Below are 18856 nucleotides of genomic sequence, written 5' to 3' on the forward strand. Positions count from 1 at the left end.
GCAACCGCCATGGGCCTCGGCCGCCGCCAGGGCGAGCTCGACTACAACACCCACGTCCGGCCTGCGCTGCTGGCCAAGGGCGCGATCCTCACGCTCAAGTAGGAGCCGACATGGCCAGCAGTTCTCCCGTCGTTCAAAACCGCTACCAGACGGCTGCGACCTCCACCGGTGCGGGCGGCGGTGCCGGCTACCCGGTCGATGACATTGGCTACGGCCTTCTGTTCGGCGACAAGCACGGTGCTACCCCGCAGGATATCCAGCTCGAAGGCGCCCTGCGGTCGCTGACGCCGCCCTCTGGCAAGCAACAGCCGTGGGTCATCACCACCGAGCCCGGTGTTCACATGCTGGGCAGCGCGGTCGTCACCGCATCGCAGACCGGGCCGACGAGGTTCGAAATTCTTGGCGGTGTCAGCGATGTCATTGTCACGGCAATCATCGTCCGCAACGCCACCAAGCCGATGCCGGCCGGGATGCTCGGCCGCGTCTACGAGGCTCCTGTGGTGACAGTGGGCGGCGTCACCGATTGGAACGACGCCACCCTACTTGCGCCTGAGTTCAGCCTCGCGGGCCTGACGGACCCTTTCCAGATCGTGGACCAGGCCGGGCTCAAGAAGATGACCCAGCCGGTCTTTTTCCACTATCGCCCCATGGGGACGGTCGGCCCGGCGGATAGCACCTTCACGGTCGAGGTGTGGGGTCGGACCTACTGGTACTCGAACATCCCGAAGCCGCTGCCGAGAAGCTGAAACACGCACCCCAGTCGGCCCCTAAAGCCGGCGGCAGGGAAACCCGCGCGAAAGCGAGCCAGACGTCCGGCGCGAACGCCCGACCCGCCGCTGCCCGCTCGTGTTGGATCGGTGTCGAGCGGGTAGCCCGACGATTTAGCCACAGCTTCAGGCGGTCGTCTATCACCTGCATCTAGGGCGTCTTTCAACTTCGCCCTCCCGAGCCGGCCGGTCGCCGTGCCGATCCCCGCTCAGAACGCGAAGCCCGGACCGTACCTCACGGCCATCGATACAAGCGCCCCCGCCATCACGCCGATGGTGAATGCCGCCTCGACTGTCCTTCGCTCCATGACCTTGGCCTCTCGCCATTCGCAAGCGGCGAGGTGGAGCAAGGACCACGCCGCGCAACCCCCACCATCTCGGAGAACCAACATGGCTGCGTCCGCCATCATGACGCCGCTTGGCCTTGCCGCGCTTAAATCGCGGGAAGGTGTGCGGCTGAAAGCCTACCTCGACAGCGTCGGTGTGCCGACGATCGGCTACGGCCACATCAAGGGTGTGAAGCTCGGGCAGGTCATCACGCAGGCCCAGGCCGATGCGTTCTTCCTTGAGGATCTGGCCTCGCACGCCCTGCCGATCCTGTCCTGCATCAGTGTTCCAGTCGCGGACCACGAGCGGGACGCGCTGATCTCTATCGCCTTTAATATTGGCGTCGGCGGCTTCAAGGGATCGACCTTCCTGCGCCTGCTCAACGCGGGTGACCGGAAGGGCTGCGCCACTGCGATCATGTCGTGGACGAAGAACAAGGAGCTGATCTCCCGGCGCACCGCCGAGCGGGACCAGTTCCTGACGCCCTACACCAAGGCTGCGCCGAAGGCCCGGAGCACCGATGCGAAGCCCGTCAGTGCGCCGCTCTCCACGCTGGTCCCGCTGGACGTGCCGCCGGTCGTCATCTCGGCTCCAGAACCAAAGCCTGCGCCCGAGCCTACCGCGATCGCACAGCTTCTTCCGCCGGTTCGCTATCCCGAGAACCCGTCGCCATGGGCGCGGCTTGGGCGCTGGCTGTTCGACCGCCTGACGCGTCGCTGACGTTGCCTTGGGTGTGATTAGTTTTCCGAAGCAATCTGCCAGCAACACTGCTCAGCTTCGCCCCAGACTTCATTCCACCCCTGCCGAACCACGCGATCACCCTCGCAAACCGCGTAGTTCCATCCGCCTTTTGGAGCCGGCCAAACTGTAGCGGTTGAAATGCCTCCTGATGGGCTTGGGATCTCGAAGATCGTGACTTTCAAATCCTGAAGGTCGTCTCCTTGGTTCACCGCTGGTCTCCTGCGCCAGTTCTGCCCAGGGCATCCGAGCGAAATTACCGAGCCGGCCGGTTGCCGCGCAACCCCAACATCATGAGAACGAAAATGACCCGCTTCTTCCTCGCGGCGCTGGCGTTCGCCTGTGCCGTCTCCATCGCCCACGCCGCTGAAGTCGTCGCCACCGTACCGACGACCGCCGTCATCCTCCCGTATGGCGAATGGCTCCTCGCCGCCGCCAACCTCTTCACTGCCGTCATCGTGCCCGTCCTCGGCGGCTTCCTCATCCAAGCGGTGACAAAGGTCTATCCCTGGGCCGCGCTGTTCCTCACGCAGAAACGCGTGGAGCAGATGGCGAACGCCGTGACCGAGTACGCGGTGAACGCCGTCCCTGGGGCTGTGAAGGAAGGCAAGCTGTCCATCCCGGTCGGCTCGGCCGTCATCGCCAAGGCGATCCAGTACGGCATCAATAACGCTCCGGCGAAGGCCATGGAGGCAGCCGGCGGACCTCAAGGGCTCGCCAAAATCGTCTTCCGCAAGCTCAACCTCGTGGACGAAGCGGACGAGGCGAACACACTCGCCCCGGTCCTCTCGAACCTGCCGAAGAAGTAGACGGCGCGCCCCGGTGGTTCCCGGCAGCAGTGAGATGCAATGGCTCCCGAAGAGAGACGATTCACGGCTGACGAATGGCGCGACATCCAGGGCCAGTATCGGGAACAGCCAAAACGCGGGGTCCGGGCGATGTACCCGGACCCTGAAGCGGAGTGCGAGTTGGGGCCGTTCGTCCCGTCGGGCGGCTACAGGACACCGCGCAAGGTCGAGGCCGTATCCTTCACTCCGCACCCACATCTCGTAGTGTGGTTCGCCTCGCTCAGCGCAGAGGACGTCTCGAGGCTTGAGACGCTGATTGCTCTCCGGCCTGAGACGGTCGCCTGGGTGTCCGGCAAGAGCCCGAAAGAGCTGGCGAGCATGGACGGCGTCGTCGAGTTCGTCTCGTCATCCCGCACCGCCGCTAAGGTGCTCATGTGGGTCTGCGGAACGACGGCTGCTTTTGTCGGCGGCGTGATCGCGCTGACGAAGGGTGGGTTCGATCTCTTCAAAACGATCAGAGGTGGCTAATGGGCCTGCGCATCTTCGGCTACATCTGCCTCGGGATCATCTGCGCGGCAATCGTCATCCCGGCGAGCTTCCTCTGCTACTGGCTCGCCGATCGCCACATCCCGGTTGAGGTAAGCCGCACAGAGGTGCTGACGCCCGTCGTGAAGCCCGGCGGCAAGCTCATTATCCGGCAGACCGTGAGATACCTGCGGGACTGCCGTGGCCACGTCGACCGCGTCCTCTACGACGCTCACACGCACCGGAAGTGGCTGGCCGATGTGGACTATGAGCGCCCGCCGCGGGGGTTAGGCAAGCACGTCATCACCTTCGTTGAGGATGTGCCGAGCTACTTCGAGGCCGGTGACGCCAGCTACCGCGCCGTGCCAGTCTACGCCTGCAACCTCGTCCATCAGTATGTCTGGCCGTTGACACGGGACGAGACGGTCGTCCGGTTCAAGGTCGAGGGGGTGCCATTTTAATCCTTACTGGCAGCAAACTGTTCAAGCGGATCTAGGAGTGTGATGCAATTGCAACCAAATTCCTGGCAACTCAAGGTAATGGTATCCTAGCTTAAAGTTAGGAGAAGTGTCGTGGCCGCCACCAAGTTGATGCTTGTTGTGTTAGCAACTTGCGCCCTTGCAAGCTGTCAATCGAAACCACTTCCCCAACTTACAGCCGCGCAACAGGATGTGCGTAAGCAAAAACTTAAACTCATGTTTGCTCGTCTTATTGGAGAAAATACCGCTTTTGGAGTAAGAACATTGCTCAACAACCCGCGACATTATAGCAATGCAACGGTCGTTGTTCCAGCGCGTACTGATTTAAATGTAAATCGAATTTGTGCAAAGGTGACCTTCTCTTCGCTGGGTATAATGGGCCAAACTACAGCCGACTTGTCGGCAGGCATAATAGAAGTTGAAGATAGAATAATTATGCGCATGGGAACACAAGCAAATCTAGGGTCGATTTGTGAAGGAACGTATGAGCCGTTCCCCGAGCTGGAAGCCCTTTCCCCGAAAGGACCAGCGTAACCGGCCATCGAGCGAGAGCTGGCCATTGAGAACCGAACGCACGGACGCGACGCGCAAGCCTGACCTGGCATGCCATATGCACCCGTAAAAAAGAGCTGTCCTCCCATATGCTCTTCTGAACGACTTGCCCGCCCGGCTCACGCTGCGGCGGGTTTTCTTTTGCGGCTTTGGGATGCCGGCCACCGCGCGGTGCCGGTCTATTCCTGGAACCTCGTCCATTTGTATGTCTGGCCGCTGAAGCGGAATGAGACCGTGATCCAGTTCAAGGTCGAGGGGGCACCTTCCTAAAGCGAGCCGGAAACGAGCAAACCCGACCACCAGGACAAAGCGGGAGATGCAAAATAGCAACAATCAGGGGGTTGCAACTGCGGGAAAGTACGTAGAGGTTACAGCCAAGTTCCTTGCTGCAGCGCGGTGGATCGCGGGACAAGCGTGACCCCACCAATGAAGAGATAAACGTTATGGAGCAAAATATCGCTAGATTTGCGAAACCAATTGCTCTGGCCGCGATATGTTTCGTTTCCCTCTTGTACCTTACCAAATCAGTATCGATCGCCGCACTTATCGCGATGGTACCTTTGCTGCTAGGCTGGCTAGGTATTATGCAATCATTCGCCTACGGGGTAGCAGCCATTATTTTTCTTGCTGCAGTTGCGTGGGCAGCAACTCCATTAGATGTCAAAGACATCCTGAAAACACATAGTGACCGAGCAATCGCTGAAATAAGTGATGAGGTAAAATCAAAGCAGTAATGGAAGGTGTATTAGGGTCTTAGTGGCGCGCGATAGGGTTCACGATATTCGGCCTCTGCGATTGCACGACAGCAAGCCACGGAGTGCCCAAGAAATGGGCGCGACGCTCACACTACCCCAATTGGCGGAGCTGAAAGCCCAGCGCACGCCGCGCAAGCTGGGTGTTCTAAAAGCGTGATTTAACCCCGCTCGCTCAAGCCGGAGCGGGGTTTTTTCGCCGCGGGAACAGACATAGGCGGAACGGATTGACACGTCTCCCCAGAGATTAAGGACGTGCCATGATGCGCCTACCAATCCTCGCGAGCGCTTCAGCACTCGCAATGTTGATGATCCTCCCGGCTATGGCGCAGGGGGTGTTCCCACGTAACGGCGAGAGCGGCGTCGTCATTCAGAACCAACCGAACACCACTGGCAACAGCCGCGACAAGGTCATATCTTATGGAGCGACCGGCGCAGACACGGTAACCACAAATTCTGCAGCCGGCGGAAACGCTAGTCGTCCCGAGCAGGCGTTTCCGAATGGAAGCGCAGGTGGCGGAACAGGCGGGCGATAGACATTTCGATCTCTGGTATCCTCTGCAGCTTGCCCATCTAAGCCCCGCCCGGCTCACGCCGCGGCGGGTTTTTCGTTCGCCATACCCCAAATGGGGGTTGCGAGATCGCTGATCACAGCGCTACGCTTTGGCATCTGATGACCTGAGCCTTTGGACCCCGCCCGGCAAAAGCTGGTGCGGGATTTTCGTATGCTGCTTGGGGCCCAAATACCTAAGTACTGAATTCCGCTTTTCGCATAGGGGGTATGCTGTTAGGGAGGGGCTCCCAAAAAGAAGGGCCGCCCCAAAGAGCGACCCGAGTCTAGGGAGGAAACGCCCAAAAGGGCTGCTGAAACGCGACGCCATCGGGTTCCCGCAATGTGACAATGCATCGAATGCTAGATGGCCTCAAGCCTCTTGCCCGGGTTCACTCGCCCGCCCGGCTCACGCCGCGGCGGGCTTTTCGTTGAAGCCAAGCTTCAGCGGCCTACATGCATCCGTCCTACTCACGAGGAAGGATACCCGATGAAAGACCTGCGCTCCATCGCACTCTCCGCTGCGCTCGTATGCGCCGGCCTGACTTCAGCCGTTCAGGCCGCGCCCTTAGGCGTTAACTCCACCTCGTTGGAGCAGCCCGCAGCGGCGGAAACGGTCCAGTACGGCTACCGGTCCGGCTATGGCCATTCCCGCCAGCATAATTATCGGAAGCACATTCGTCGGCAGATGCTCAACGATCGCCGCTATGGCGCACACCTGCGCCGCCAGGATCAAAACCACCGTCGCGCTCGCCATTACGGATACTGAGCCAACTGCATCCGCCTAGGCGTCCTCTAACGCTATCAACCCGCCCGGCTTACGCCTGGGCGGGTTTTTCGTTTGTCGGGCCTACTCGGCGGCGCGAGCCACGGCCCCATCATAGGAGCCAGCATGGTCGAGAACGCTTTTGATGAGCGAGTTGTCGGCGGTCCAATCGGAGACAGTTGGGTTAGCCGGGTAGAGGATCATCGTGTGGTCGAGCCCAAATGCCCTCGATATCATCGAGAAGCATGTCCTGATGTTCATCTGGGTCACTTGGCTCATCGCCGCCGGCATCATCTCGATGACATGCAGTCCGGGCTTGCCGAACACGAGATGCGACAGCCCAGCGCCGTGAGCGCTGACGACGACGTCGGCATGGTGGAAGAGGTTGACCTTATCGATCAGGCTCAGTTTGCTCAGGACTACGGGCACGATGCCGTTGGTGGCCATCACCTGCTCGAACTCGACCTCGTTCAGCATGGCCCGTCGAGGCGTATCGCGCCGTGAGACATAGAAGCGACGCGGCGTCGATCCATCGTTACGCTTCACCGCCTCTTCGATCAGCCGCCCGTAGGTATGGTGATACGCCGCCTTTCGGGGCATGGCTTGAGTGGACGAGGTTCCGAGGTACAGCTTCCGGCAGAACACGACGCTCTCAAGGGCGACGATCCGGTCCGCCGGAACGCCCAGGGTGCCAAGCGCATCCAGAGCAAGGCCGCGCTGCTCCTTCCTGACGAGTATCGGACAGTCCGGCGTCTCCGGCGCCAAGCACCAACTCAGCTTCGCCACCCGGTCGGCGATCCAGTCGTAATAGCCCTTGCTCCCACCGATGCACAGGTAGGCTTCGTCTATGTTGGGCACCGTTTCGGGATCGACGAGTGCTTCCTTCGCGGCACTGGATGCGCGAAGGTCCGTCCCATCGAGCGTCCAGATCCGCCCCTCCTGGTTGACGAAGACATCCGTGAACTCTCGCACGAACGGATAGGGCTTCCGCTCCATCCGCTTCTCGAACAGCCGCCACAGATCATGGATGTAAGCCTCAAAGGAGGGGCCAACGCCTTCGAGCGCCACGGTCTTCATCTGAGAGGTCGGGATGGTGAAGTCGTCGACGTCGCCGGGGTGCCGGATCACCTCGTCGGCGCCCATCTTCTTCTTGGGGCGCGGAGCGACGAGGTGCCGGACCTGCTTGAGGGCTTTCGCATCCTTGGTTGTCGCTCGGATGCGGCGGACGACATTCGTGGCCTGAGACGACCTGAAGTCAGCCGGTAGCGAGCCTATGATCGCCGCTGCTTCGTTCGGCAGATGGGCGTTGACCAAAGTCGAAGCCAGCTTGACGCGATAGGCCTCGCTTTCCACAGCGATGACCAGAGGCTGGCACCTCTTTATCTCTTCTCTGTCGTCAAGCTCGATGGCGGCGCGCAGCCGAAACTCAAGGATTTCAGGTCGCTCTGCGAAATCGCTAACCTCTGCGATCTGAATGATCTTACGCCACCGGCCCTGCGCAGCGAGAGCCTGTGCCTGCCGCATTACCTTGCGCACCTCAGGGCTAGGCCGGTGGCTTGGGCCGGCGCCCTGTGCAACGGGCACCTCGTCCGGCTCCTTCTCAGAAAGACCCGCGCCCATCCTGTCAGCCCCGCGTTTTCACGAATTTGTGAGATCACGCGAGTTTGATCGAAAACCCAAGATTAGTACAACTATCATATGTTGGTTTTGCGGCGCACTATGACGCAGGGTGGTAATTGGTGCATTCTGGGCACACTGACTGACGTGGCATCGCCCCCAGCTGTCGGCAGTCCCACGGGCGTAAGAAGGCTAACAAGTAGGGGCGCGGGTCACCAAGGCCTGGGTCGCCTGCTCATGGTGTCGACCCTCTTCCGCCGGCCGTTCTTCCGCTCGATCCAGATCTCGGCGCAGCATAGGGCGAGGTCTGGTCCCCAGTCATAGTCGCCCTTCCAATTCGGATCGCGGCTGGGATGGTTACGGAAATCCACTGCCTCGCACAGGATCAGCCTTAGCCGGAACTCGCCGTCGTGCTGTCGCTGGAGGAGTCCGCGCAGGCATTCGGATGAAGCGGCCCACGCGGTTCCGCCCTGCTGTCAGAGAAGCTGCGAGGGCCGTACTCATCGGTTGTCAGATCCCGTCAGGGCGGGCCGTCCTCAAAAGCTTCCACTCAGCGGCACCGGCGGTGATCGGTCGGCGTCGTCGTCGCGCCGCCCGGAGTTGAGCATGTCGTTGAGCATCGACAGCAGGTCGAGGAGTTCGAGCTTTCCGTCATTCGACACCTCGGGCTGATTCACCCGCCTCTGGATCGTACTCCTGACGTTCGACAAAGCCTCGTGGTAGCCCTCGGCGCGTTCAATGCTCATGCTTATCTCGCCAGCGGTGATCGCGACGAGATAGGGCACGCCTCCAGGCCGCCTAGCGCTTCACCGCCCAGATCGGTACGGCCCCCTTTGGCCGGCCCGGCACGTCTCGAAAGTACCGTGTCCGCTCGAACCGGATGAAGTCCGTTTCGACCTTCGATACCAGATCGCCGCTCAGCACCATGGCCCCGCAGAAGTCGGAGCGGATCACGCCGAGGTCAGGATGGACGCCGAAAAGCTGCAGCGTCGTCCAGCCGAGCCGGCCGGCCTCGTCGGCGTGCTTGTCGAGGAAGTCCAGGGACGCTGCGTGAACGGCCTGCCAGCCGGCGGGCGTCAAGCCGGGGCACGGGACCACGCTCGGCTTCATGCCGAGGAAGGCCTCGCGCCACGCCTGCGGGCTGCCGGGTTCGATCTTGAAGGCTGGCGAGGCTGACATGAGGTCCGGCGGCTGTGATGGGCCAGACGGGATAGGGGAGGTGAGGCAGGCGCGCTATGCCCGGAGCGTCACAGGCAGCGGCTCAACGGCATCACCCGATAAGCCGAAATATGAACCCGAGAGCGATGGTCACCGCCATCGCGATGGCGATTGCAACACCGAGTCCAGGATCGGGTCCAGCATCCCTAAACCGCATGCCACGCGTCCCCTCTCTCTTCCGTACTTCGGTCGTCGAGCAATGCCTTCGGAGGGGGATCACGTCCCAGTTAAAGTCTAAGCGCCTTTGCCCTTCAGCGTAGACGCGAACGATTTGTAAGGGCGTGCGTTTACGGCCATGCTTGCGCAACCTCCATTTCGAATGCCGCACTCACAGCCTGCCACTGCCGCCAGTCGATTCGAGGCTGCAGACGTGACGTACGGGCTGAAGCTCGCCGGCGCCAAGGATCATCCTGCCGTTCGCGCTTTAGGGCTAGCTAGCGAAATTGGAAGTTGGAAGTCACTGCTAGCTCTGTCTGCTGGCACTCTGGCTTTGGGGATAGTGAAGCGGGACCGCCGCCTCGCTGAGGCAGGCCGACACATGCTCCAAGCTGGTATTGTGGCGAGCGTCGTGAAAACGAGCTTGAAGCGTACGGTGCATCGGACACGTCCAAACGTCCTAATGGACGAGGGGGTCTACGCGCGAGGGTGGCCAGGAACCAGCAATGGGCCGTGGCAATCCTTCCCCTCCGGTCACTCCGCACTGAGTGCTGCCGTCGCCTGCGCCGCCGTTCGCTCCTATCCGGATGTGAGGAGTGCTGCATATGTCGCCGCGGCTGGCGTCGTAGCAGCTCAAGTTTTGCGTGGGGCGCATTTCCCCGCGGACGTGCTAGCCGGTGCTGTCATTGGTGTTGCCGCAGAGTCGGCAGTCAACAGGTTGACGGGCCAACGCCGGAGGACACGTTCCTGATCAAGGGTTGGTAGGCACGCAGCTTTCGGCCCCTCCCTCTCCCGCTGCTCGGCTAACGCTCAAACGACGCGGTAAAAACGCTACCCGTATGCTCCAGACACGCCACTGCCTGCCTAAGCTACAGCATTTTTTACAGCATGACGTAGTGAGCCCCCCACTTTCTCCTCTGCGGAGAGCTCCAATTTGTCCCATCCATCATCGGTGCGACCGAGAAACGGATATCGCTGGGCGTCATGGTGTCCGTATGAATAAGCCGTTCGGTTTCGATTAGGCGGTGTCCGCCTCCCTTGCCCGCATCAGTGATCGTGCTTGCAATCGGGTCCATGCACATGAGCATGGCCGTGATCCGCATGGTCGTGTGCATGCCCGTGATCGTGCGCATGCGAATGATCGTGATTGTGGTCATGCGCATGATCGTGGCCATGGTCATGACCGCACTGGCTGTGGTCGTGGGCCTCGCGTTCGGGCTTGAAGGCCCGCGAAATCGGGGTCGCGGCGCAGCCCTGCCCACGGATCAGCTCGGCATTGGCCGAAGTCGCGGGTACATACAGGACGTCGGCACCGATCTCCGCCGGCACATGGTTGCCGCCGAGCTGCCAGGCCAGCCGCAACAGGCGAGCCGGATTCTCTGCCCGCACTTCGAGCAGGGATTCCGCCGCCGCGCGAACCGTCACCAGGCGCCCGTCCTCAAGACGAAACGCATCGCCGTCCTCGATGGAGGCAGGTTTCGCAAGTGCCAGAGTGAAGCCCACCCCCCCCGCGCCTGTGAGGATCGCGGCCGCACCCTGGCGTCCCGCATGGTCGAGAGTCACGGTATCCGCCACGGAATCCGGGCGGATTGCGGCTTTACGGACGATGGCGGTGGCACGCAGCATAGCTTCCTCGAAACGGTCCTGGGTTTCGTCCGGGCGTCCGGCTGGGGCACCCGAGGTGTCTGGCGTGCACCAGTAGAGGGTTTTTCGCCGGAACGGAAAGCGTAGCTGGAACCGATTCATCACCCTGTGCATTCCACGAACGGAATGGCTAAGCTACGTTGCGCAAGGTCACCACGGCGATAAGCCGGGCCACAAAACGCACAAGGGAGTCTCGGGACCATGAAGAAGCTCATTGCCGCTACCCTCGCCGGGGCTCTCGCCCTCTCCCTCGGCGCCTGCAATACGCCGCAGGATCGTGCTCTCGGTGGCGCCGGCCTCGGCGCTCTGGCCGGTGCGGCCATCGGTGGCGCTGCCACCGGTCGTGCAGGCGGTGCTCTGGCTGGTGCGGCCATCGGTGGAGCCAGCGGCGCAATCATCGGTGCCGGCACGGCTCCGCGCTGCCCCTATGGCACCTACCGTGACGCTTACGGCGACGTGTACTGCCGCTGACATCGCTCTCCCGTCTGGGAGGAGTGGAGGGCCGGGGCGCATGCCTCGGCCCTTTTTCATGTGTCAGAGACAAGACGAACAGGCGGAAATTGCCGTATGCGGGGCTGACCCGGCGGATGGCCGGTCCATGATACCCTGCGATGCCGATGCTGCCTCAAGACCTTTTCAATCCCCTTTGCCGATTTGCTCCTTCTGCTTTCGAGGGTGGCCCGGCGTGAGCGTCGGCATCTGGGGCAAGCTCGGGGGCGCGGGGATCGGCCTCGCCATCGGCGGGCCGATCGGCGGGTTGGTGGGCGGAGTCGCCGGTCACTTCCTTGTGGATCGGGAGGGGGCACTGTTCGGCGCGACACCGAAGGACGTGGTCTTCACCACCGGCCTCGTGGCGCTCGCGGCCAAGATGGCGAAATCCGACGGGGTGGTGACGCCCTCCGAGATCGAAGCCTTCGCCAAAGTGGTCCAGGTGAGCGAACGGGAGAAGCCCGGAGTCCAACGCTTGTTCGACCTTGCCAAAGGCACCTCGGCAGGGTTCGAGGCCTATGCGAGACAGATGTCGACGGCGTTTCGCGATGAACCGGCTCTGCTGGAAGACGTGCTCGACGGCTTGTTTCACATCGCCAAGGCCGATGGGGCGATCCACGAGGCGGAAGAACGTTACCTGCGTGCCGTCGCCGAAACCTTCGGGTTCGACGACGTCGCCTTCCGGCGCATCGCCGCTCGCCACGTGCGTCTCGCCGACGATCCCTACCTCGTCCTCGATCTCGACCACGGGGCGACCGATGCGGAGGTGAAAGCCCAGCATCGGGCCCTGGTGATAGAGAACCACCCCGACCGGGCGATCGCCCGCGGTGTTCCACCCGAGGCGGTGACGATCGCCACCGCGCGGCTCGCTGCGATCAACGCCGCCTATGACCGGATCGCCGCAGAGCGACGGCTGCGCTGACGCGCAGTGGGAGAGGTGCCGCATGAAGCCCACGCCAGAAAGTCCCGTGGCGACGAGCGTGATGCCGTCGCCCAACCACGGTGAGCGCAGGGGCGGTCCGCCGACCATGCTGCTCCTACATTACACCGGAATGGAGAATGCAGCCGCCGCCCTGCTGCGTCTCGCGAACCCGATCTCCGAGGTCTCGGCGCATTACGTCGTGCTGGAGGACGGACGGGTGATCCAGATGGTGCCGGAATCGCGCCGCGCCTGGCATGCCGGGGCCGGCGCATGGGGTCGCACGGCATCTGGCATGGAGCGAGACATCAATTCGCGCTCCATCGGGGTCGAGATCGTCAATGGCGGTCATGTCGGCGGCCTGCCGCCCTACCCGTTCGTACAGATCGACGCGGTAATCGCACTATCGCGGGACATCATCGCCCGCTGGGGCATCGCACCGTGGCAGGTGCTGGCGCATTCCGACGTGGCGCCGGACCGCAAGGAGGACCCCGGGGAGCATTTCCCCTGGGATCGCCTGGCGGCAGCCGGGGTCGGACATCACGTCCCGGCGGCACCCATTCGCGATGGGCGCTTCTTCGCCGAGGGCGATGCCGGCCAGCCGATCGAGGCGCTTCAGGCGATGTTCGCGCTCTATGGCTACGACGTTCCGGTGACCGGAACCTTCGATCCGCGCACGAAGGCCGTGGTCACCGCCTTCCAGCGCAGGTTCAGGCAAGAGCGCGTGGACGGCGTCGCCGATGCGTCCACGATCACGACGTTGCGGGATCTCCTGGCCGGGCTGCCGTCACGCTGAGCGTTGCCGTCACGCGGAGTTGCGGAGCTGGTTCCGGAACCTGGAGGGCGGGCTCCATCCGCTCAGGCGCGTTGCGACACACCGTCCGTGCTCTCGTGATTGGCACCATCCCGCGTGCGCCACAGGCTGTAGGCGACGCCTCCGACGAGCAACGCCAGCGTCACCGCCAACGAGACCCATGGCGGTACGTGGACGAGATCGAACGTGTCAGCGACCACGATCTTGGTACCGATGAAGATGAGAATGAAAGCGAGCGCCGTCTTCAGGTAGGCGAAACGGTCGACCATGGCGGCAAGGGCGAAATACAACGCGCGCAGGCCGAGGATCGCAAAAATGTTCGAGGTGTAGACGACGAAGGTGTCGGTGGTGATCGCGAAGATCGCCGGGACGCTGTCGACGGCGAAGATCACGTCCGCGCCATTCACCAGGATCAGGCCGAGGGTGAGCGGGGTGAACCACAGCACCGTCTTGCCGGTCTGGGGATCCGGCTTGCGGACGACGAAGCGTTGGCCGTGAATCTCCGGCGTGATGCGCATCACCTTGCGCAGCATTCGCACCATGGCGTTGTCCTGGATGTCTCCGGCCTCTTCTTCCTTGCCAAACAGCATCTTCAGGCCGGCAAAGATCAGGAAGGCGGCGAAGATCGACAACACCCAGGCGGCCTGGTGCACGAGGGCTGCGCCGAGCCCGATCATCAGGCCGCGCAGGAGAACTGCAGCGAGGATGCCCCAGACGAGAACCCTGTGCTGGGCCGCGCGGGGAATCCCGAGGGAGGTGAGAATGACGGCGATAACGAAGACGTTGTCCATGGACAGCGACTTCTCCACCACGAGGCCGGCGACATATTCCTGGGCCGGCTGAGCGCCGAAATACCACCAGATCCAGCCGCCGAAGGCGAGGCCGAGGCTAAAATAGAACGCCGTCAGGAGAAGGCTCTCCTTCACGCCGATCTCGTGGTCCTTGTCCCGATGCAACAGGCCGAGATCGAAGGCGAGAAGGCCCGCGACCAGGGCATGGAAGCCGAGCCACATCCAGACAGGCTTGCCGAGCCATTCGATGAAGAGGAAGTCGACCATTGGGGACCGTCGATGCTTTGCGAAACGCAGGAAAGCATCGGCTCCGACATCACGGAAGGCATGAACGCGCATCCGCCAGAGGGGCCCGCAGCCGATTTCCGTCAATTGGGAGCCGCAGGGACGGGAATCAAGGGATGTCCCCGCTGCGTGGCCACACCGTCTCCGCAAGGAAGTTCGAGCTGGTCCACCGGTGTGGCTTAGCGGCCGCAGAATGGGGCAAACGACCCGGCGTCCCCCTCGCTTCCTTGTTTTGCTGCGCTGCGACGCCCCACAATGGTGTCTGGTTGCTTCGGTGCGGAACCGAGCGGGCGAGGATGCAGCGCGTGATGATCGGGCGGCGTATCGGACGCATCCTGAGGGTGGCGAGCGTGGCGCTTGTTCTCGCCGGGGCGGCCCGGGCCGAGGCGGCACGCTCCGTGGCGCCCGAATGCAGGAGCGGGCCGACGCGACATGAGACGCTTGCCGGGCTCGGGGAGCGCGGCGAGATGGTCCTGGCATCGGGTGGCCGTGCCGTCCTCGACGGGATTCGCTGGCCGATGGAGGACGATGGAGCGGCGCGTGCCTGGATGCTCAACCATCGGGACCGTGCTCTGACGCTCGTGCCGCGCGGCGAGATCGACCGTTGGAGCCGCGTACATGTGGATGCGGCCGTCTCCGACGAAGCCGTCGATCTGGCCGGCGGCTTGATCGAAGCGGGACTCGCTTATGCGGATGCGGGGGAGCGCGATACGCTCTGCCGCCCGGCGCTTCTCACCCTGGAATCCGGAGCGCGTTCGGCGGCGCGCGGGTTGTGGCGGGCGGGTGTTCGTGAGGGCCGGGACGGTGCAGCGTTGCGGGAGATGACGGGGCATTTCATCGTGGCGCAGGGCCGGATCGTAAATGTCGGCGAGCGTCCGGCGCGGACCTATCTCGACTTCGCCAGACGAGGTGAGGATGGCTTGACGGTCACCGTGTCGAAGCGCACTTGGCGGCGGTTGCGCGAACGTGGTCTGAGTGCGGCCGCGCTGCGGGGACGCCTCGTCCGGGTTCGTGGAATCGTCGAAGCGTGGCGCGGCCCCACCCTCGACATCGCGAGCGCGGACATGATCGAAGTTCTGGATGAGGAGCGGACGCTTCGGCGCTGAACGGCATGGGCGGGGGGCAAACACGACATCGCGGATATGGAGCGGCCCGAACCGGGCTACTCGTTTCGACGCTCATCCTGACCGGCTGCAGCTCTGACCAGAGCGGTATGGTCCTGCAGCCGGCGGCGATCAAGGTGCCCGTCGAAGCGCCCCGGACCACGGGCCGGGAGCGGACCGCGTCCGATGCCGACCATGCCAAGCTCGTGGCTTCGTTCGGAGGAGAATACCGCTCGCCGGCGGCTTTGCGCCTGTTGACCGAAGTGACCGACCGTCTGGTGAAGGCCACCGACCGGCCCGAAGAGACCTACGCGGTCACGTTGCTCGATTCACCGGTCATCAACGCCTTCGCCCTGCCGAATGGCCGCCTCTACGTGACGAGGGGCTTGCTGGCGCTGGCCAGCGATACGTCGGAGATCGCCGCCGTCCTCGCCCATGAGATCGCGCACGTCACCCTGCGCCATGCCACGGCGCGCACCGAACTAGCTTTGCGCTCCCAATTGGTGAGCCGGGTGGTCGCCGACGTGCTCAACGATCCGGCCACCGGCGCGCAGCTCCAGAACCAGTCGAAATTCGCCCTGGCCCGGTTCTCCCGAGATCAGGAACTCGAGGCGGACGGGATCGGCGTTCGGACCCTCGCGCGGGCGGGTTACGATCCGTTCGGTGCGGGACGGTTCCTCAACTCCCTCAACCGCACCACCAACATGAAGACCGGAACCGGCATGGCCGGCGAGCCCGACATGCTCGCCACCCATCCGGGCACCAGCGAACGGATCAACCTCGTCACCCGGGCCGCGCGTCTCATCGGCGCACCGGGCCTCGGCGTGGATGAACGCGCCCGCTACCTCGCCGCCATCGACGGGATTGCCTATGGCGACAATCCGGGCGACGGCATCGTCAAGGGTCGCCGCTTCCTCCATCCGAGCCTCGGAGTCGCCTTCGAGGTACCGGAGGGATTCACCATCGAGAATACGCGGAACGCCGTGCTCGGTGCCACGGGGGAGGGGAGCCGCCGGCTGCTGTTCGATCAGGTCGAGAGCCATGTGGGCCAGAGCCTGGAGGAGGTGCTGCGGGCCACATGGAGCGACAGCATCGAGGCGACCTCGGTGGAGAACCGCATGATCGCCGGCAACTCGGCGGTGACCGCGATGTCGCGTGGCAAGGATTGGACCTTCCGCCTCGCCGCCGTCCGCGTCGGAGAGACGACCTACCGCATGATCATGGCCGCCAAGGGCAGCACTGACCCCGACGGTGCGTTCCGGCGCTGGACGGAAAGCCTGTCCGGCGTCGGCCCCGACGAGGTGAAGTCTTTGCGCCCGCTGCGCATCCAGGTCGTGGTCGCCGGACCGGCCGACACGGTCGACGAGATGGCCCGGAGGATGGTGGTGCCAGATCGTCCCCTGGACCGGTTCCTCGTCCTCAACGAGCTGGAGCGGGGCGCCGTTATCCGTGCGGGGCAAAGCTACAAGCTCGTCGTCGAGTAGCGGAACACGAGCGAGCGCGCGCGCGAGACCTGCCCGACTTAACGGTGATTGACGCCGTGGGTTTCTCCTATACCCCTCCCCGAATGGAGGAGGGGCGGTGTTCTTTCAGAAACCCTTTCGCGCATCTTCCCTCATCCGCGCGATCGAGGGGTTCGGCGCGTCTCCACCCGCCTAATCGGTCAGGCGGCGGCCAAAGCCGCCATCGACATCGATTCCTTCTTCATCAACTCGCGATAGAAGCCATCGAGATGGGTGAGCTTGTCCGGTGAGCCGTCCTGGATGATGCGCCCTCCCTCCAGCACCACGATCCGGTCGAAATCCTTCAGCGTCGAGAGACGATGCGCGATGGCGATGACGGTACGGCCCTTCATCAGGTTGGCCAGGGCGTGCCGGATCGCCTCCTCGGAATCGGCATCGAGGGCCGAAGTGGCCTCGTCGAGCAGCAGGATCGGCGAATCCTTTAGGATCGCGCGGGCGATGGCGATGCGCTGGCGCTGACCACCGGACAGCTTCACGCCGCGGTCGCCTACGATGGTGTCGAAGCCTTCCGGCAGCGCCTCGATGAAATCGGTGCAATGCGCTGCCGCGGCGGCCTTCCAGACATCCTCGTCCGACGCATCCGGCCGGCCATAGCGGATGTTCTCGCGAAGGGTCCGGTGGAACATCGAGACGTCCTGCGGCACCACGGTGATGGCCTCGCGAAGCGAGTCCTGGGTCACGCGATTGATGTCCTGGCCGTTGAGCAGGATCTTGCCGCCCTGGACCTCGTAGAAACGCTGGAGAAGCGAGAACAGGGTCGACTTGCCGCCGCCCGACTTGCCCACGAGGCCGATGCGCTGGCCCGCTTCGATCTTCACGTTGAAATCCGTGAACACCGCGCGGCCATCGGGATAGGAGAAGGCCACGTGGTCGAAATCGATCTCGGCGCCGGTTCCCGACAGCGGCATGGCCTCCGGATGGTCGATCAGGTCATGCGGCTGAAGCAGGGTATGCAGGGCCTCCGACAGGCGGGCCGTATGCTGGGTGGCATCGACCAGGGCCACGGCGAGGTCGCGGGTGGCGGCGAGGATGCGGATGCCCAGGGTGCAGACGAGGACCACCTGTCCGTTCGTCGCCTGGCCGGCTTCCCACATCGTGATGGCCCAATAGAGCAGTCCGAGCACGGCGAAAACCGTCAGGATCGCGTGAACGATCCGCAGTTTCTCCAGGTAGAGCAGCGAGGACCGGCGCGAGCGCATCTCGACGCCGATCGTGCCGTCGAAGCGCTTGTACTCTCGCTTGAACGCCGAAAAAGCGCGGACGAGCGGCATGTTGCCGACGAGGTCGACCATCTCACCGTCGACGCTCGCAGCCTTGGCGGCGAAGTCGTGGTGCAGCGGCTTTCCCGCGGCCGCCATCTTGAACATCAGGACGACGACGGCGGCGAAGATGCCGGCGAGGACGCCCGCCATGGTGAGGTTGACGGTGCCGATGTAGATGATCGACAGGAAGGCCGCGACGCAGGGCGGCATCACGTTGAACACGAACATGTTCTCGACCGTGAAGATCGCGTTCGAGGTCGCCGTGATGCGCGACGCCAGAGTGCCCGGCTGCCGGTCGGCAAAGAAGGACGGGGAGTGGCCGGTCATGTGACGGAACAGGTCGCGGCGGATATCGCCCGTCACACCGACGAAGGTGAAGGATCCGACAAGGCTCGCCACGCGCCAGAGCATGTTGTCGGCGGCGATGAAGGCGATGAGAATCCCGAGCGCACCCCAGATCAAGCCCGCGTCGGGCCCCTTGCTGAGCGCATCGACGACCCCCTTGAGTGCGTAATCCGTGCTTACCGAGAACGCGACGGCTCCGAGGACTGCGCAGAGGATCACCAGATGCGGCAACGCCCGCCGCTTGAGATAGCGGGCGACGAACGCAAAAGGCCTGTCGGCGTAGACGCAGAGGTCTTCCATATGGGTGACCATCCCGGTGCTCGTTTTTAACTGTCGGATGCAGGCGCGATCCCGCAAGCAGGCCGCACGCAACCGTGAACTTATACGTCGCAACGCTAATCTCGTCCAAGCGTTGCAGGCTGCCGTCAAGCTTGCTCGTTTGTAGA

At 63.3% G+C, this 18856-nt stretch carries 20 protein-coding genes; 14 read left to right on the forward strand and 6 right to left on the reverse strand.

Going from position 1 to position 18856, the window contains the following annotated elements:
• Positions 1 to 110: 110 nt before the first annotated feature.
• The 8 genes from FPV16_RS19770 (at position 111) to FPV16_RS19805 (ending at position 6247) form a co-directional block, all read left to right on the forward strand.
• Positions 111 to 746, forward strand: a complete 636-nt coding sequence (locus tag FPV16_RS19770) for a hypothetical protein (protein WP_227440076.1) — start codon at positions 111 to 113, stop codon at positions 744 to 746.
• A 411-nt stretch (positions 747 to 1157) separates the two neighbouring features.
• On the forward strand, positions 1158 to 1814 hold the full coding sequence (locus FPV16_RS19775) for a lysozyme (protein WP_227440077.1): 657 nt from the start codon (positions 1158 to 1160) through the stop codon (positions 1812 to 1814).
• A 323-nt stretch (positions 1815 to 2137) separates the two neighbouring features.
• The gene (locus tag FPV16_RS19780; RefSeq protein ID WP_227440078.1) at positions 2138 to 2641 is read left to right on the forward strand and encodes a hypothetical protein; all 504 of its coding nucleotides are present in this window, start codon (positions 2138 to 2140) and stop codon (positions 2639 to 2641) included.
• A 39-nt stretch (positions 2642 to 2680) separates the two neighbouring features.
• The gene (locus FPV16_RS19785) at positions 2681 to 3148 is read left to right on the forward strand and encodes a hypothetical protein (RefSeq protein WP_227440079.1); all 468 of its coding nucleotides are present in this window, start codon (positions 2681 to 2683) and stop codon (positions 3146 to 3148) included.
• Positions 3148 to 3606 carry a hypothetical protein gene (locus tag FPV16_RS19790; RefSeq protein WP_227440080.1) on the forward strand — a complete coding sequence of 153 codons (459 nt, stop codon included), beginning with the start codon at positions 3148 to 3150 and terminating at the stop codon, positions 3604 to 3606. Before FPV16_RS19785 ends, FPV16_RS19790 begins: the two co-directional genes overlap by 1 nt.
• Before the next feature lie 111 nt (positions 3607 to 3717).
• The gene (locus FPV16_RS19795; RefSeq protein ID WP_227440081.1) at positions 3718 to 4158 is read left to right on the forward strand and encodes a hypothetical protein; all 441 of its coding nucleotides are present in this window, start codon (positions 3718 to 3720) and stop codon (positions 4156 to 4158) included.
• A gap of 401 nt (positions 4159 to 4559) precedes the next feature.
• The gene (locus FPV16_RS19800; protein WP_227440082.1) at positions 4560 to 4910 is read left to right on the forward strand and encodes a hypothetical protein; all 351 of its coding nucleotides are present in this window, start codon (positions 4560 to 4562) and stop codon (positions 4908 to 4910) included.
• 1058 nt (positions 4911 to 5968) lie between these two features.
• A complete protein-coding gene (locus FPV16_RS19805; RefSeq protein ID WP_227440083.1) occupies positions 5969 to 6247 on the forward strand; it encodes a hypothetical protein in 279 nt (92 codons plus the stop codon).
• Between the two features lie 81 nt (positions 6248 to 6328).
• On the opposite strand, the gene FPV16_RS19810 is transcribed toward FPV16_RS19805, so the two are convergent.
• The 3 genes from FPV16_RS19810 to FPV16_RS19820 all read right to left on the reverse strand — a co-directional run bounded on the left by FPV16_RS19810 (position 6329) and on the right by FPV16_RS19820 (position 9040).
• On the reverse strand, positions 6329 to 7864 hold the full coding sequence (locus FPV16_RS19810; protein WP_227440084.1) for a glycosyltransferase family 61 protein: 1536 nt from the start codon (positions 7862 to 7864) through the stop codon (positions 6329 to 6331).
• A 533-nt stretch (positions 7865 to 8397) separates the two neighbouring features.
• Positions 8398 to 8607, reverse strand: a complete 210-nt coding sequence (locus FPV16_RS19815; protein WP_227440085.1) for a hypothetical protein — start codon at positions 8605 to 8607, stop codon at positions 8398 to 8400.
• Positions 8608 to 8659: 52 nt separating this feature from the next.
• Complete coding sequence (locus FPV16_RS19820) at positions 8660 to 9040, reverse strand: hypothetical protein (RefSeq protein ID WP_227440086.1); 381 nt, start codon at positions 9038 to 9040, stop codon at positions 8660 to 8662.
• A 577-nt stretch (positions 9041 to 9617) separates the two neighbouring features.
• Here FPV16_RS19820 and FPV16_RS19825 point away from each other — a divergent pair.
• The gene (locus FPV16_RS19825) at positions 9618 to 9986 is read left to right on the forward strand and encodes a phosphatase PAP2 family protein (protein WP_227440119.1); all 369 of its coding nucleotides are present in this window, start codon (positions 9618 to 9620) and stop codon (positions 9984 to 9986) included.
• A gap of 296 nt (positions 9987 to 10282) precedes the next feature.
• On the opposite strand, the gene FPV16_RS19830 is transcribed toward FPV16_RS19825, so the two are convergent.
• Positions 10283 to 10861 carry an urease accessory protein UreE gene (locus tag FPV16_RS19830; RefSeq protein ID WP_227440087.1) on the reverse strand — a complete coding sequence of 193 codons (579 nt, stop codon included), beginning with the start codon at positions 10859 to 10861 and terminating at the stop codon, positions 10283 to 10285.
• Between the two features lie 219 nt (positions 10862 to 11080).
• On the opposite strand from FPV16_RS19830, the gene FPV16_RS19835 reads away from it, so the two are divergent.
• The 3 genes from FPV16_RS19835 to FPV16_RS19845 all read left to right on the forward strand — a co-directional run bounded on the left by FPV16_RS19835 (position 11081) and on the right by FPV16_RS19845 (position 13083).
• The gene (locus tag FPV16_RS19835; RefSeq protein WP_018042474.1) at positions 11081 to 11350 is read left to right on the forward strand and encodes a hypothetical protein; all 270 of its coding nucleotides are present in this window, start codon (positions 11081 to 11083) and stop codon (positions 11348 to 11350) included.
• Between the two features lie 214 nt (positions 11351 to 11564).
• Entirely contained in the window at positions 11565 to 12290 is a 726-nt protein-coding gene (locus FPV16_RS19840; protein ID WP_227440088.1) for a TerB family tellurite resistance protein, read from the forward strand.
• Positions 12291 to 12312: 22 nt separating this feature from the next.
• Positions 12313 to 13083, forward strand: a complete 771-nt coding sequence (locus tag FPV16_RS19845; RefSeq protein ID WP_227440089.1) for an N-acetylmuramoyl-L-alanine amidase — start codon at positions 12313 to 12315, stop codon at positions 13081 to 13083.
• 62 nt (positions 13084 to 13145) lie between these two features.
• On the opposite strand, the gene FPV16_RS19850 is transcribed toward FPV16_RS19845, so the two are convergent.
• Complete coding sequence (locus tag FPV16_RS19850; protein WP_227440090.1) at positions 13146 to 14159, reverse strand: TerC family protein; 1014 nt, start codon at positions 14157 to 14159, stop codon at positions 13146 to 13148.
• 314 nt (positions 14160 to 14473) lie between these two features.
• Between FPV16_RS19850 and FPV16_RS19855 the strand changes: the two genes are divergently transcribed.
• A complete protein-coding gene (locus FPV16_RS19855; protein ID WP_227440091.1) occupies positions 14474 to 15283 on the forward strand; it encodes a DNA-binding protein in 810 nt (269 codons plus the stop codon).
• A 5-nt stretch (positions 15284 to 15288) separates the two neighbouring features.
• Positions 15289 to 16764 (forward strand): M48 family metalloprotease, encoded by a 1476-nt coding sequence (locus tag FPV16_RS19860; protein ID WP_413629324.1) that lies wholly within the window; start codon positions 15289 to 15291, stop codon positions 16762 to 16764.
• 179 nt (positions 16765 to 16943) lie between these two features.
• On the opposite strand, the gene FPV16_RS19865 is transcribed toward FPV16_RS19860, so the two are convergent.
• Positions 16944 to 18710: an ABC transporter ATP-binding protein gene (locus FPV16_RS19865; protein WP_227440120.1), complete on the reverse strand. Its 1767-nt coding sequence runs from the start codon at positions 18708 to 18710 to the stop codon at positions 16944 to 16946.
• Between the last annotated feature and the right edge of the window lie 146 nt (positions 18711 to 18856).

Origin of the sequence: Methylobacterium sp. W2 (assembly GCF_020662345.1) — a bacterium.
Classification (GTDB): Bacteria; Pseudomonadota; Alphaproteobacteria; order Rhizobiales; family Beijerinckiaceae; genus Methylobacterium.

Bases quoted from the DNA above. Each gene is read 5' to 3' on its own strand.
- FPV16_RS19825 (WP_227440119.1), top strand. From the start codon at position 9,618: ATGCTCCAAGCTGGTATTGTGGCGAGCGTCGTGAAAACGAGCTTGAAG.
- FPV16_RS19805 (WP_227440083.1), top strand. From the start codon at position 5,969: ATGAAAGACCTGCGCTCCATCGCACTCTCCGCTGCGCTCGTATGCGCC.
- FPV16_RS19830 (WP_227440087.1), bottom strand. From the start codon at position 10,861: ATGCTGCGTGCCACCGCCATCGTCCGTAAAGCCGCAATCCGCCCGGAT.
- FPV16_RS19865 (WP_227440120.1), bottom strand. From the start codon at position 18,710: ATGGAAGACCTCTGCGTCTACGCCGACAGGCCTTTTGCGTTCGTCGCC.
- FPV16_RS19790 (WP_227440080.1), top strand. From the start codon at position 3,148: ATGGGCCTGCGCATCTTCGGCTACATCTGCCTCGGGATCATCTGCGCG.
- FPV16_RS19775 (WP_227440077.1), top strand. From the start codon at position 1,158: ATGGCTGCGTCCGCCATCATGACGCCGCTTGGCCTTGCCGCGCTTAAA.
- FPV16_RS19835 (WP_018042474.1), top strand. From the start codon at position 11,081: ATGAAGAAGCTCATTGCCGCTACCCTCGCCGGGGCTCTCGCCCTCTCC.
- FPV16_RS19785 (WP_227440079.1), top strand. From the start codon at position 2,681: ATGGCTCCCGAAGAGAGACGATTCACGGCTGACGAATGGCGCGACATC.
- FPV16_RS19845 (WP_227440089.1), top strand. From the start codon at position 12,313: ATGAAGCCCACGCCAGAAAGTCCCGTGGCGACGAGCGTGATGCCGTCG.
- FPV16_RS19820 (WP_227440086.1), bottom strand. From the start codon at position 9,040: ATGTCAGCCTCGCCAGCCTTCAAGATCGAACCCGGCAGCCCGCAGGCG.
- FPV16_RS19815 (WP_227440085.1), bottom strand. From the start codon at position 8,607: ATGAGCATTGAACGCGCCGAGGGCTACCACGAGGCTTTGTCGAACGTC.
- FPV16_RS19860 (WP_413629324.1), top strand. From the start codon at position 15,289: ATGGGCGGGGGGCAAACACGACATCGCGGATATGGAGCGGCCCGAACC.
- FPV16_RS19850 (WP_227440090.1), bottom strand. From the start codon at position 14,159: ATGGTCGACTTCCTCTTCATCGAATGGCTCGGCAAGCCTGTCTGGATG.
- FPV16_RS19810 (WP_227440084.1), bottom strand. From the start codon at position 7,864: ATGGGCGCGGGTCTTTCTGAGAAGGAGCCGGACGAGGTGCCCGTTGCA.
- FPV16_RS19780 (WP_227440078.1), top strand. From the start codon at position 2,138: ATGACCCGCTTCTTCCTCGCGGCGCTGGCGTTCGCCTGTGCCGTCTCC.
- FPV16_RS19855 (WP_227440091.1), top strand. From the start codon at position 14,474: ATGCAGCGCGTGATGATCGGGCGGCGTATCGGACGCATCCTGAGGGTG.
- FPV16_RS19770 (WP_227440076.1), top strand. From the start codon at position 111: ATGGCCAGCAGTTCTCCCGTCGTTCAAAACCGCTACCAGACGGCTGCG.